General features: G+C 35.3%; 12 protein-coding genes and 1 pseudogene. All 13 read right to left on the reverse strand.

What is annotated here, in order from left to right:
• Positions 1-3: 3 nt before the first annotated feature.
• The 13 genes and pseudogenes from rplV to rpoC all read right to left on the reverse strand — a co-directional run bounded on the left by rplV (position 4) and on the right by rpoC (position 12,641).
• Positions 4-339, reverse strand: coding sequence for a 50S ribosomal protein L22 (rplV, locus tag ACQZHJ_RS16310; protein WP_430486552.1), 336 nt, complete (start codon positions 337-339; stop codon positions 4-6).
• Between the two features lie 27 nt (positions 340-366).
• Positions 367-648: a 30S ribosomal protein S19 gene (gene rpsS, locus ACQZHJ_RS16315; RefSeq protein ID WP_430486554.1), complete on the reverse strand. Its 282-nt coding sequence runs from the start codon at positions 646-648 to the stop codon at positions 367-369.
• Between the two features lie 70 nt (positions 649-718).
• Positions 719-1,552: a 50S ribosomal protein L2 gene (rplB, locus tag ACQZHJ_RS16320; protein ID WP_430486556.1), complete on the reverse strand. Its 834-nt coding sequence runs from the start codon at positions 1,550-1,552 to the stop codon at positions 719-721.
• 55 nt (positions 1,553-1,607) lie between these two features.
• Entirely contained in the window at positions 1,608-1,901 is a 294-nt protein-coding gene (rplW, locus tag ACQZHJ_RS16325; protein WP_003454311.1) for a 50S ribosomal protein L23, read from the reverse strand.
• On the reverse strand, positions 1,901-2,515 hold the full coding sequence (gene rplD / locus ACQZHJ_RS16330; protein WP_430486557.1) for a 50S ribosomal protein L4: 615 nt from the start codon (positions 2,513-2,515) through the stop codon (positions 1,901-1,903). The genes rplW and rplD overlap by 1 nt, the downstream gene beginning before the upstream one ends.
• A gap of 24 nt (positions 2,516-2,539) precedes the next feature.
• Positions 2,540-3,169 (reverse strand): 50S ribosomal protein L3, encoded by a 630-nt coding sequence (gene rplC, locus ACQZHJ_RS16335; protein ID WP_430486559.1) that lies wholly within the window; start codon positions 3,167-3,169, stop codon positions 2,540-2,542.
• A gap of 82 nt (positions 3,170-3,251) precedes the next feature.
• Positions 3,252-3,560, reverse strand: a complete 309-nt coding sequence (gene rpsJ / locus ACQZHJ_RS16340) for a 30S ribosomal protein S10 (protein ID WP_003479233.1) — start codon at positions 3,558-3,560, stop codon at positions 3,252-3,254.
• Positions 3,561-4,254: 694 nt separating this feature from the next.
• Positions 4,255-5,448, reverse strand: coding sequence for an elongation factor Tu (gene tuf, locus ACQZHJ_RS16345; protein ID WP_430486561.1), 1,194 nt, complete (start codon positions 5,446-5,448; stop codon positions 4,255-4,257).
• A gap of 88 nt (positions 5,449-5,536) precedes the next feature.
• Positions 5,537-7,603 carry an elongation factor G gene (fusA, locus tag ACQZHJ_RS16350; protein ID WP_430486562.1) on the reverse strand — a complete coding sequence of 689 codons (2,067 nt, stop codon included), beginning with the start codon at positions 7,601-7,603 and terminating at the stop codon, positions 5,537-5,539.
• Positions 7,604-7,683: 80 nt separating this feature from the next.
• Positions 7,684-8,154 carry a 30S ribosomal protein S7 gene (rpsG, locus tag ACQZHJ_RS16355; RefSeq protein ID WP_430486563.1) on the reverse strand — a complete coding sequence of 157 codons (471 nt, stop codon included), beginning with the start codon at positions 8,152-8,154 and terminating at the stop codon, positions 7,684-7,686.
• A 160-nt stretch (positions 8,155-8,314) separates the two neighbouring features.
• Entirely contained in the window at positions 8,315-8,695 is a 381-nt protein-coding gene (rpsL, locus tag ACQZHJ_RS16360) for a 30S ribosomal protein S12 (RefSeq protein WP_003452165.1), read from the reverse strand.
• Between the two features lie 58 nt (positions 8,696-8,753).
• A complete protein-coding gene (locus ACQZHJ_RS16365; protein ID WP_430486564.1) occupies positions 8,754-8,993 on the reverse strand; it encodes a ribosomal L7Ae/L30e/S12e/Gadd45 family protein in 240 nt (79 codons plus the stop codon).
• Between the two features lie 112 nt (positions 8,994-9,105).
• Positions 9,106-12,641: pseudogene (gene rpoC, locus ACQZHJ_RS16370) on the reverse strand (DNA-directed RNA polymerase subunit beta').
• Between the last annotated feature and the right edge of the window lie 57 nt (positions 12,642-12,698).

Genomic DNA, 12,698 nt, shown 5'->3' on the forward strand with positions numbered 1-12,698 from the left:
TTATTAAGCTCTTTCTTTAACAACAAGTGTTATGTTACTTGTTCTCTTGTTTATTCTGAATGCTTTACCGTGATCCATTGGTCTGAATCTCTTTAATGTTGGTCCATGACCTACATGTGCTTCAGCAACGAATAATCTGTTAGCATCTAACTCATGATTGTTCTCCGCATTAGCTACTGCTGATTTTAATACTTTGCTTATAACCTCTGCAGCATCTCTTGGAGTGTATTTTAAAATTGCGAAAGCTTCATTTACGTTCTTTCCTCTTATTAAATCAAGAACAACTCCTACTTTAGTTGGAGACATTCTTACATATTTAGCTATAGCTCTAGCTTCCATCTAAAGATCCTCCTTTCTCGGATACTATTATTTTCTCTTTGATGTTTTTTCGTTTTTAATATGACCTTTGAAAGTTCTTGTTAAAACGAATTCTCCTAATTTATGTCCAACCATATCTTCTGTAACATAAACTGGGATGTGTTTTCTTCCATCATGAACGGCTATTGTGTGGCCTATCATTTGTGGGAATATAGTTGAGCTTCTTGACCAAGTTTTGATAACTTTCTTATCTTCATTTTGGTTCATTTCTTCTATTTTCTTTAAAAGACCTGCATGCACGAAAGGTCCTTTCTTAATTGATCTACTCACTAGAATTGCCTCCCTTCATAAACTTAATTATGCCGCCAAACTTTGAAGAGAATATTTAATTCTCTCCAGATTATTTAGCGTTTCTTCTCTTAATGATGAATCTATCTGAGTATTTTTTGTTCTTTCTAGTTTTGTATCCAAGTGCTGGTTTACCCCATGGAGTAACTGGACTTGGTCTACCGATAGGAGATCTACCTTCTCCACCACCGTGAGGGTGATCGCAAGGGTTCATTACAGAACCTCTAACTGTTGGTCTCCATCCCATGTGTCTCTTTCTACCAGCTTTACCGATATTTACGATCTCATGAGTTGTGTTTGATACTGTTCCAACAGTAGCTTTACATTCGATTCTTACGTATCTCATTTCACCTGATGGTAATCTTAATGTAGCATAGTTTCCTTCTTTAGCCATTAACTGAGCTGAAGTACCTGCTGATCTTACCATTTGGCCACCTTTACCAGCTTGTAATTCTATATTGTGTATGAATGTACCTACTGGCATGTGCTTTAATTGAAGAGCGTTACCTGGCTTGATATCAGCCTCAGGTCCTGATACAACTGTATCTCCTACTTTTAAACCTACAGGAGCAAGTATGTATCTCTTCTCTCCATCAGCGTAAACAACAAGTGCTATGTAAGCTGATCTGTTTGGATCGTACTCAACTGTAGCAACTTTTGCTGGGATTCCATCTTTATTTCTTTTGAAATCTATTATTCTATATTTTCTCTTAGCTCCACCACCGTGGTGTCTAACAGTTATTTTACCTTGTGCGTTTCTACCACCAGTTTTCTTTAAAGAAACAAGAAGTGACTTTTCAGGTGCATTTGTAGTAACTTCTTCAAATGTTGGCATAGTCATTTGTCTTCTTGATGGTGTTATTGGGTTAAACTTTTTAAGTGCCATTATTGTCCCTCCTTCTTAATAGCTTATCTGGCTTTCAACCAATACCTGCTTTATATTATTGCATTCCTTCGAAGAACTCGATGCTGCTACCTTCAGCTAAAGTTATAACAGCTTTTTTGAAGTCAGCTCTTTTTCCGATATGAACTCCAACTCTCTTAGTTTTTCCTTCGAATCTCATAGTCTTAACGTCAGCAACTTTTACGTTGAAAACTTCTTCTACAGCTCTCTTTATTTGTACTTTGTTAGCTGCCATATGAACTATGAAGGTGTATTTATTTTCAGCCATAGCTGCCATACTCTTTTCAGTTATAACTGGTTTTCTGATTATATCATGGCTTGTTAACTTCATTATGCGTACACCTCCTCAATTTTGTTTACAGCTTCTTTAGTTATCATTAATGTTTTGCAGTTTAATAAATCATAAACATTGATGTTGTTAACAGGCATAACTGTTACACCTTCGATGTTTCTAGCTGATTTATATACATTTTCATTAACTTCAGCTGTTATTATTAATGTCTTCTTAGCTTCGAAAGCATTTAACATTTTAACTGCTTCCTTAGTTTTTGGAGCTTCGAAAGTTAAGTTTTCTAAAACAACCATATCTGCAACTTTGCTAGTTAAAGCAGAAGTCATAGCAACTTTTCTCATGCTCTTTGGTATTGACATTCTGTAATCTCTTGGTTTTGGTGCGAATACAACTCCACCTTTGATCCATTGAGGCGCTCTGATAGAACCTTGTCTTGCTCTACCTGTTCCTTTTTGTCTCCAAGGCTTGATTCCGCCTCCTCTTACCTCAGATCTTGTTTTAGCTGATTGAGTACCTTGTCTCTTATTAGCTAATTGAGCTACTACTACTTGGTGTAAAGCATATTGATTAACTTCTACTCCAAATACTTGCTCGTTTAATTGGATATCTCCAACTTTTTGTCCTTCTTTATTAAATAAACCTACTTTAGGCATTACGCTTCCTCCTTTCTACAGAAATTAAGCTCTAACGCTGTTTCTTATAACTACAGTGCCTTTATTTGGACCAGGGATTCCACCCTTGATTAAGATTATGTTCTTTTCAGGCATTATCTTAACAACTTCTAAGTTAAGAACAGTTGTGTTCTTAGCACCCATATGTCCAGGCATTCTCTTGTTTTTGAAAGTTCTTGATGGGTCTGAAGCAGCTCCCATTGAACCTGGTGCTCTGTGGAATTTAGAACCGTGAGACATTGGTCCTCTACTAGCATTCCATCTTTTTATTGTACCTTGGAATCCCTTACCTTTAGAAACTCCTGATACGTCTACTTTGTCTCCAATTTCAAATGTGTCAACTTTTATTTCGTCTCCAACATTGTAATTAGCAACATCTTCCATTTTGAACTCTTTTAAAGTTCTTCTTAAAGAAACACCTGCTTTAGCAAAATGTCCTTTTCTTGGTTTGTTAACTAATTTTTCTCTTAACTCACCGAATCCAACTTGTATTGCGTCATATCCATCAGTTTCAACTGTTTTCTTTTGAACAACAACACATGGACCAGCTTCAACTACAGTTACAGGAATTACTTTACCATTCTCATCGAATATTTGAGTCATTCCAACTTTTTTACCTATGATAGCTTTTTTCATGTGGTTACACCTCCTAAACATATTAGCGGATTGCCTCTGCAATCATAACAGTTCAATCTCTTAATTCAATCTAAATAAACTATTAAAGTTTTATTTCGATATCAACACCTGCTGGTAAGTTTAATCTCATTAATGCATCAACAGTTTTTGGTGATGGATTAACGATGTCTATTAATCTCTTGTGAGTTCTTACTTCGAACTGCTCTCTAGAGTCTTTGTACTTATGTACAGCTCTTAAGATTGTTATAACATCTTTCTCAGTTGGTAGTGGAACTGGTCCAACAACCTTAGCTCCTGTTGATTTAGCAGTTTCAACAATTTTCTCAGCTGATTGATCTAATATTGTGTGATCAAATGCTTTTAATCTTATTCTTATTTTTTGTTTTGACATTTGGTTTCCCTCCTTTTCATGTACGCTTTACTTCTAACGCACAACAGTAAGTATGTGTAAACTGTCCCTGGTGTTTCACACTTTAGACGAGCAAACTTTACTTCTGTCGTCGGATTCTAGATCCTAACATGCTCATCAAGAATTACCCGGAAGTCCGGCAACCTCTTGATTCATCGCTGTTCGCTTTACAACTTCTTCATTATACTATGTATATTATGTTTTTTCAAGTATTTTTTTAGAAGTTTTGACATATGTATTTTTATACTTATTTAATCAAAAAAACGCTCAAAAAATACAACACTATTATTAATAATATACTATTTTTTTATTTTTTCAACAAGAATTTTATTCCTCGATTAAAATCTACATTTTAATTATATCCAACAAAAAAATTTCTAATTATATTATATTGTATTTTTTTATAAAATCAATATATTATTTTAAAAATAAAAAGAGAGAGGAATTAACCTCTCTCTTTTTACAGGCCTTTTGGCTGAACTCTTATAAAGTATAAAAAACATTGCGCTATATCTTTCATATTTTATAAGCATTCTTAAATATACGTCTATATTTAAGAACATCTTCTCAAGTACATAGAGTTTATATCTTTTGCGCTAAAAATATATATCCATATACTTGAGCATCAATTCCCGGCGTTCATCGGTACTACTAGAATTTATTTTAAAAGTTTAAATTACTCGATTATTGAAGTAACAACTCCTGAACCTACAGTTCTTCCACCTTCTCTGATAGCGAATCTTAATCCTTCGTCCATAGCGATTTCAGTGATTAATTCAACTTCCATGTCGATGTGGTCTCCAGGCATAACCATTTCCATACCTTCTGGTAATTTGATTGATCCTGTAACGTCTGTTGTTCTGAAGTAGAATTGTGGTCTGTATCCATCGAAGAATGGAGTATGTCTTCCACCTTCTTCTTTTTTAAGTACGTATACTTGACCTACGAATTTTTTGTGTGGGTTGATTGTTCCAGTTTGAGCTAAAACTTGACCTCTTTCGATGTCTGTTCTTTGGATTCCTCTTAATAATGCTCCTACGTTATCTCCAGCTTGTGCTTCATCTAATAACTTTCTGAACATTTCGATTCCTGTAACAACTGTTTTTCTTCTTTCTTCAGTTAATCCGATTATTTCTACTTCGTCTCCTACATGTAGAACTCCTCTTTCAACTCTTCCAGTTGCAACTGTTCCTCTACCAGTGATTGTGAATACGTCCTCTACTGGCATTAAGAATGGCTTATCTGTTGCTCTTTCTGGTGTTGGAATGTAGCTATCCACTGCTTCCATTAACTCTCTGATACAAGCTGTTGCAGCTTCATCAGTTGGGTTTTCTAATGCTACTAAAGCTGATCCTTTTATTACTGGGATATCGTCTCCTGGGAAGTTGTACTCGCTTAATAACTCTCTAACTTCCATTTCAACTAACTCTAATAACTCTTCGTCGTCAACCATATCAGCTTTGTTTAAGAATACTACTATGTGGTCAACTCCTACTCTTGATGATAATAAGATGTGCTCTCTTGTTTGAGGCATTGGACCATCAGCAGCTGAACATACTAATATAGCTCCGTCCATTTGAGCTGCTCCAGTGATCATGTTTTTAACGTAGTCAGCATGTCCTGGACAGTCAACGTGAGCGTAGTGTCTGTTAGCAGTTTCGTACTCAACGTGTGCTGTATTGATTGTGATTCCTCTTTCTTTTTCCTCTGGAGCTTTATCTATTTCATCGTATTTGAATGCTTCTGCTCCACCAGCTTGAGCTAAAACAGTTGTTATAGCTGCTGTTAAAGTTGTTTTACCGTGGTCTACGTGACCGATTGTTCCAATGTTAACGTGTGGTTTGCTTCTTTCAAATTTTGCTTTTGACATTGCAAATTCCTCCTTATATTTAAAATATTATATACAATTTATGTATTAAAGAAGCCTTACTTAAAAAGCTCCTTTAATTTTAATTTAATTACTTGTTCTTTTTACCTACAACTTCTTCTTGAACACTCTTTGGTACATCGTCATAGTGATCGAATTCCATTGCATAAGTTCCTCTACCTTGAGTTTTAGATCTTAATGCAGTAGCGTATCCAAACATTTCTGATAGTGGTATGAATGCTCTTATGATTTGGGCACCATTTCTAGAGTCCATTCCTTCCATTCTACCTCTTCTTGAGTTAACATCTCCTATAACGTCTCCCATGTATTCTTCTGGTACAGTTATTTCAACTTTCATTATAGGCTCAAGTAATACAGCATCAGCTTTAGCCATAGCGTTTTTGAATGCCATAGATCCAGCTATTTTGAATGCCATTTCTGATGAGTCAACGTCATGGTATGATCCATCAAATAATCTTATTTTGAAGTTTATAACTGGGTATCCAGCTATTATACCACTCTCTGAAGCTTCTCTAATTCCGTTATCAACTGCAGGAATGTATTCTCTTGGAATAGCTCCTCCAACGATAGCATTTTCGAATTCATATTCACCTTCAGTTGGTATCATTTCTATCTTACAGTGTCCGTATTGTCCTCTACCACCAGACTGTCTAGCGAATTTAGCTTCAGCTTCAACAGCTTTCTTGATAGTTTCTTTGTAAGCAACTTGAGGAGCACCTACGTTACACTCAACTTTGAATTCTCTTTGTAATCTATCAACTATGATATCTAAGTGAAGCTCACCCATACCAGCTATGATAGTTTGACCTGTTTCTTGATCAGTCCAAGTTTTGAAAGTTGGATCCTCTTCAGCAAGCTTTGATAAAGCTATACCCATTTTTTCTTGACCAGCTTTAGTCTTAGGCTCGATAGCGATAGATATAACTGGCTCTGGGAATTCCATTTTTTCAAGTATTATTGGAGCTGACTCTGCACATAGAGTATCTCCAGTAGTTGTGTTCTTAAGACCTATTACAGCTCCTAATTCAGCAGCTTCTAATGATTCTACCTCTTCTCTTGAGTTAGCGTGCATTTTAACAAGTCTTCCGATTCTTTCTTTTTTACCCTTAGTTGAGTTTAATACGTATGAACCGCTCTCTAAAACTCCTGAGTAAACTCTTGTGAATGCTAATCTTCCAACGAATGGGTCAGTAGCTATTTTGAATGCTAAAGCTGACATTGGAGCGTCATCTGAAGCTTCTCTAGTTTCTTCTTCACCATCTAAGTTAGTACCTTTAACAGCAGGTATATCTAAAGGTGATGGTAAGTAATCAACAACACCATCGATCATTTGTTGAACACCTTTGTTTTTGTATGATGATCCACATATAACTGGGATTATTTCATTGTTTATAGTTGCTTTTCTTAAAGCAAGCTTTAACTCTTCTAAAGTTAACTCTTCACCTTCTAGGTATTTCATCATTAACTCTTCATCAGTTTCAGCAATAGCTTCTATCATAGCAGCTCTGTACTCTTCAGCTTTATCAGCTAACTCAGCTGGGATATCAGTTACATCGATATCTTTTCCTAAGTCATCTTTGAAGATGATTGCTTTGTTTTCTAATAAGTCAACCATTCCTTGGAATTGATCTTCTTGACCTATTGGAATTTGGATCGCAACAGCATTAGCTTGTAATCTTTCTCTAACTGTGTTTATACAGTTGTAGTAGTCAGCTCCTGTAGCATCCATTTTGTTTACGTATATCATTCTTGGAACGTTATACTTATCTGCCTGTCTCCAAACAGTTTCAGTTTGTGGTTCAACCCCACTCTTAGCATCAAGAACAGTAACTGTTCCATCAAGAACTCTTAATGATCTTTCAACCTCAACAGTGAAGTCTACGTGTCCTGGAGTATCGATTATGTTTAACTCATAACCTTTCCAGAAACAAGTTGTAGCAGCAGAAGTTATTGTTATACCTCTTTCCTGCTCTTGAGCCATCCAGTCCATAGTTGAAGCTCCATCGTGAGTTTCCCCTATTTTGTGGTTTCTTCCTGTATAGAAAAGAATACGCTCAGTAGTTGTTGTTTTACCAGCATCTATGTGTGCCATTATTCCGAAGTTACGGAATTTCTCTAATGGATATTGTCTAGCCATTGTGACTCCTCCTCTCAACGTATAGTGTTTTTAAATTCAACAAAACTGTTTTGGCTCTAAGCCAAAACAGTTTCATTATATTAATATCTGTAATGAGCAAATGCTTTATTAGCTTCAGCCATTTTGTGAGTATCTTCTCTCTTCTTAACAGCTGCTCCAGTATTGTTAGCTGCATCCATTAATTCTCCAGCTAATCTTTCTCTCATGTACTTCTCGCCTCTTTTTTTAGAAGCTGCAAGAAGCCATCTTAATCCTAAAGTCTGTCTTCTTTCAGGTCTTACTTCTATTGGAACTTGGTAGTTAGCACCACCTATTCTTCTAGCTTTAACCTCTAATAAAGGCATTATGTTGTTCATTGCTTCCTCGAATACTTCTATAGCATCTTTACCAGTTTTCTCACTGATTATTTGGAAAGCATCGTAGCATATTTTTTGTGCTACTCCTTTTTTACCATCTTCCATTACGTTATTTATTAACTTAGTAACAACTTTTGAATTGTACACTGGATCTGGTAATACATCTCTTTTTGCAATATGTCCTTTTCTTGGCACTTTTCTTCCCTCCTTAACAATTTTTGTTTAAGTTCATCGGTACTCGACATAACTTAATCGATTGTCGTAAAGTGCTTGCTTCATAATCTATATTTAAAACTTCGTACAGTTATATATCTAAACTTGAAGACACAGCACTTAAACTAAGTTTAAGCAATGATTATTTCTTTTGCTTTGGTTTCTTAGCACCGTACTTTGATCTTCCTTGCATTCTGTTAGCTACTCCAGCTGAGTCTAAAGCTCCTCTTACTATGTGGTATCTAACACCAGGAAGGTCTTTAACTCTTCCACCTCTTATAAGAACAACACTATGCTCTTGTAAGTTGTGGCCTACACCAGGAATGTAAGCAGTTACTTCGTATCCATTTGTTAATCTTACTCTTGCGATTTTTCTTAACGCTGAGTTAGGTTTCTTAGGAGTAGTTGTTTTAACTACAGTACAAACTCCTCTTTTTTGTGGACACTCTTTAAGAGCTGGTGCAGTTGATTTTGATGCTACTGTTTTTCTGCCTTTTCTTACTAATTGGCTTATAGTTGGCATACTTTCACCTCCTGATAAATTATTTAACTATCTATATAAATTTTTAGATGTTAACGCGCTAGTCTAAGATTAATGCTACAGCAGATTTTACATCTATGCAACACATTTCCCCTAGAATCTTCATGCTTTCAACATGTTTTATTTCAATTCCACATTTTTTTGCTAATTCTACTAATGGAGCAACCATTTTTTCGTTAGCATTTTTTGCAACATACAAAATTTTTCCTTCACCGTTTTTCATAGCTTTTGTGGATTGTTTTATGCCAATAACTTTTTTTCCTAAAAGTCCGTCTACCATAAGATTACCTCCATTGTAAATAATCATGTAGACAAGTTAATCCCTTAGTACTTTGCTAATCACACAAACTGTATTTTATCATCTAAGAATACTACTGTCAACAAAATTAATCTTATTCTTCAATGTCATTTGTTGTTTCATTTTCTAGATTATTGTTTTCAGTGTTTAATTTCATTGATCTGTATTTCATCATACCAGTACCAGCTGGAATTAACTTACCGATTATAACATTCTCTTTTAATCCTACAAGTGGATCAATCTTACCTTTAATTGCTGCATCAGTAAGAACTCTTGTAGTCTCTTGGAATGATGCTGCTGATAAGAAACTATCTGTAGCAAGAGCTGCTTTAGTAATACCTAGAAGAACTATATCTCCTTGAGCTTTTTCTCCTCCAAAGCTTTCAACTCTTTCATTTTCAGCTCTGAAATCAAATATATCAATCATTACACCTGGTAATAAATTAGTATCACCTTGCTCTGTTATTTTTATCTTTCTAGTCATCTGTCTAACAACAACTTCTAAGTGCTTATCGTTGATATCAACCCCTTGAAGTCTGTAAACTTTTTGAACTTCTGAAAGTAAGTATTCTCTTGCACCGTCAACACCTTTGATACTCATGATATCATGTGGGTTAACTGAACCTTCTGTTATCTCATCTCCAGCTCCAATAGCCATACCATCTTTAACCTTTAATCTTGATCCAAATGGTATATCGTAGCTATATTCTTCACCAGAATCAGTTACAACACATACAGTTCTCTTTTTCTTAGTTTCTTCAATTCTTACAGTACCTTGAACTTCACTTACTATAGCTAATCCTTTTGGTTTTCTTGCTTCGAATAACTCTTCAACCCTTGGAAGACCTTGAGTTATGTCGGCTCCAGCAACTCCACCTGTGTGGAATGTTCTCATTGTAAGCTGTGTTCCTGGTTCTCCGATTGATTGAGCAGCTACGATACCAACAGCTTCACCAATATTAATTTTGTATGAAGTTGCCATGTTCATACCGTAACATTTAGTACAAACTCCAACCTTAGAATCACATGTAAATACTGATCTAATTTTTACTTTTTGAATTCCAGTGTCAGCTATTTTTTCAGCTAATATAGGATCCATATAAGTATCTTTTTCAACTAAAAGCTCTCCAGTTTCTGGGTGGAAAACATCTTCAGCAGTATATCTTCCAGTTAATCTTTCAGCTAATTGTTCAACTACTTCTGAACCTTCTTTTATTTCTTCAACGTAAATACCATTTTGAGTTCCACAATCGTGTTCTCTTACTATAACATCTTGGCTTACGTCAACAAGTCTTCTTGTTAAGTAACCTGAGTCAGCAGTCTTAAGTGCTGTATCGGCGTTACCTTTTCTAGCTCCGTGAGTAGATATGAAGTACTCTAATACGTCAAGACCTTCTCTGAATGATGCTCTGATTGGTAACTCGATGATTTTACCTGATGGACTCGCCATAAGTCCTCTCATACCAGCTAACTGTTTAATCTGTGACTTAGATCCTCTGGCTCCTGAATCTGCCATCATGAATATTGGGTTAAATTTATCCAAACTATCCATTAATGTATCTGCAACTTCTTCAGTAGTCTCAGTCCACTTTTCTATAACTCTTTCATATCTTTCATCTTCAGATATAAGACCTCTTCTATACATTTTTTCAATCTTATCAACTGTCTCATCTGCATCTTTTAGTAACTCATATTTCTTTTGAGGTACTATCATATCAGAAGCAGCAACTGTAACAGCTCCTATTGATGAATAATGATATCCAGTAGCTTTAATGTTATCAAGCATTATTGATGTCTTAGTTGGACCATGCTTTAAGTAACATTTATCTATTATTTTTCCTAATGACTTTTTAGTTATTAAGAAGTTTATTTCTAAATCAAACATCTCATCTTGATTCTCTCTATTAACGAAACCTAAATCTTGAGGTATACATTCGTTAAATATTATAAATCCTGGAGTTGTTTTTATTATTCCTGACTTAATTTCACCGTCTATTTCTTTAGAAACTTTAACGTTGATTTTAGCATGAACATCTATTTCTTTTAATTGGTAAGCCATTATTACTTCATCAAATGTTGAGAAGTATTTTCCTTCACCTTTAGCTCCATCTCTATCCATTGTTAAGTAATATGAACCTAGAACCATATCCTGAGTAGGTACACAAACTGGTCTACCATCAGAAGGTTTCATGATATTACCAGCTGCAAGCATTAAGAATCTAGCCTCTGCTTGAGCTTCAACTGATAAAGGTACGTGAACAGCCATCTGGTCTCCATCGAAGTCAGCGTTGTATGCTGTACATACAAGTGGATGAAGTTTTATAGCTCTACCTTCAACTAATACAGGTTGGAAAGCCTGAATACCTAATCTATGTAGAGTAGGTGCTCTGTTTAGTAATACTGGGTGGTCTGCGATAACTTCTTCAAGTACATCCCAAACTTGTGGCATTACTCTCTCAACCATTCTTTTAGCACTCTTTATGTTATGAGCAACACCGTCTTCAACTAGTTTTTTCATAACAAAAGGTTTGAATAGCTCTAAAGCCATTTCTTTTGGAAGACCACATTGGTACATTTTTAATTCAGGTCCAACAACGATAACTGATCTTCCTGAATAGTCAACCCTCTTACCAAGTAAGTTTTGTCTGAATCTTCCTTGCTTACCTTTAAGCATATCTGATAATGACTTAAGAGGTCTGTTTCCAGGCCAGTAACCGGTCTTCCTCTTCTACCATTATCTATTAGAGCATCTACAGCCTCTTGAAGCATTCTCTTTTCATTTCTTACGATAATGTCTGGAGCTCCAAGATCTAATAACTTCTTAAGTCTGTTATTTCTGTTTATAACTCTTCTGTATAAATCATTTAAATCTGAAGTAGCGAATCTACCTCCATCTAATTGAACCATTGGTCTTAAATCAGGTGGTATAACTGGTATTACATCTACTACCATCCACTCAGGTTTATTTCCTGATGATTTGAATGATTCTACAACTTCTAATCTTCTTATTATTCTAACTTTTTTCTGACCTGTACTTTGCTTTAATTCTTCTTTAAGCTCAGCAGCAGTTCTTTCTAAGTCTATTTCTGATAATAAAGTTTTAACAGCCTCAGCACCCATTCCAGCTACGAAGCTCTCTTCACCATATTTGTCACACGCTTCTCTATATTCTTTTTCATTAAGAAGTTGCTTCTTTAATAATGAAGTTTCTTTTGGATCTATAACTATATATGACGCAAAGTATAAAACTTTCTCTAAAGCTCTAGGTGACATATCAAGAATTAATCCCATTCTTGAAGGTATTCCTTTGAAATACCATATATGAGATACCGGAGCAGCTAGCTCAATATGAGCCATTCTCTCTCTTCTAACCTTAGATTTAGTTACTTCAACACCACATCTGTCACAAACAATACCTTTATATCTAACTCTTTTGTATTTTCCACAGTGACATTCCCAGTCTTTTATAGGTCCGAATATTCTTTCACAGAATAATCCATCTCTCTCAGGTTTTAATGTTCTATAGTTAATAGTTTCAGGTTTCTTTACTTCTCCTCTAGACCACTCTCTAATTTGTTCTGGAGATGCTAACCCGATTTGTAAAGCATCAAAATTATTTAATTCGAACAAGGGTGTGTCCTCCCTTCATAGTTTAATGTGAATTTTTAAATATCCCCTTACTCATAA

It is taken from the genome of Clostridium sp. B9, assembly GCF_050509515.1.
In the GTDB taxonomy this organism is placed as follows: domain Bacteria; phylum Bacillota; class Clostridia; order Clostridiales; family Clostridiaceae; genus Sarcina.

Excerpts from the sequence above, each read along its gene's own strand:
- rplV (WP_430486552.1), bottom strand. The coding sequence starts at position 339 with ATGGAAGCTAGAGCTATAGCTAAATATGTAAGAATGTCTCCAACTAAA.
- rplB (WP_430486556.1), bottom strand. The coding sequence starts at position 1,552 with ATGGCACTTAAAAAGTTTAACCCAATAACACCATCAAGAAGACAAATG.
- rplW (WP_003454311.1), bottom strand. The coding sequence starts at position 1,901 with ATGAAGTTAACAAGCCATGATATAATCAGAAAACCAGTTATAACTGAA.
- rplD (WP_430486557.1), bottom strand. The coding sequence starts at position 2,515 with ATGCCTAAAGTAGGTTTATTTAATAAAGAAGGACAAAAAGTTGGAGAT.
- rplC (WP_430486559.1), bottom strand. The coding sequence starts at position 3,169 with ATGAAAAAAGCTATCATAGGTAAAAAAGTTGGAATGACTCAAATATTC.
- rpsJ (WP_003479233.1), bottom strand. The coding sequence starts at position 3,560 with ATGTCAAAACAAAAAATAAGAATAAGATTAAAAGCATTTGATCACACA.
- tuf (WP_430486561.1), bottom strand. The coding sequence starts at position 5,448 with ATGTCAAAAGCAAAATTTGAAAGAAGCAAACCACACGTTAACATTGGA.
- fusA (WP_430486562.1), bottom strand. The coding sequence starts at position 7,603 with ATGGCTAGACAATATCCATTAGAGAAATTCCGTAACTTCGGAATAATG.
- rpsL (WP_003452165.1), bottom strand. The coding sequence starts at position 8,695 with ATGCCAACTATAAGCCAATTAGTAAGAAAAGGCAGAAAAACAGTAGCA.
- ACQZHJ_RS16365 (WP_430486564.1), bottom strand. The coding sequence starts at position 8,993 with ATGGTAGACGGACTTTTAGGAAAAAAAGTTATTGGCATAAAACAATCC.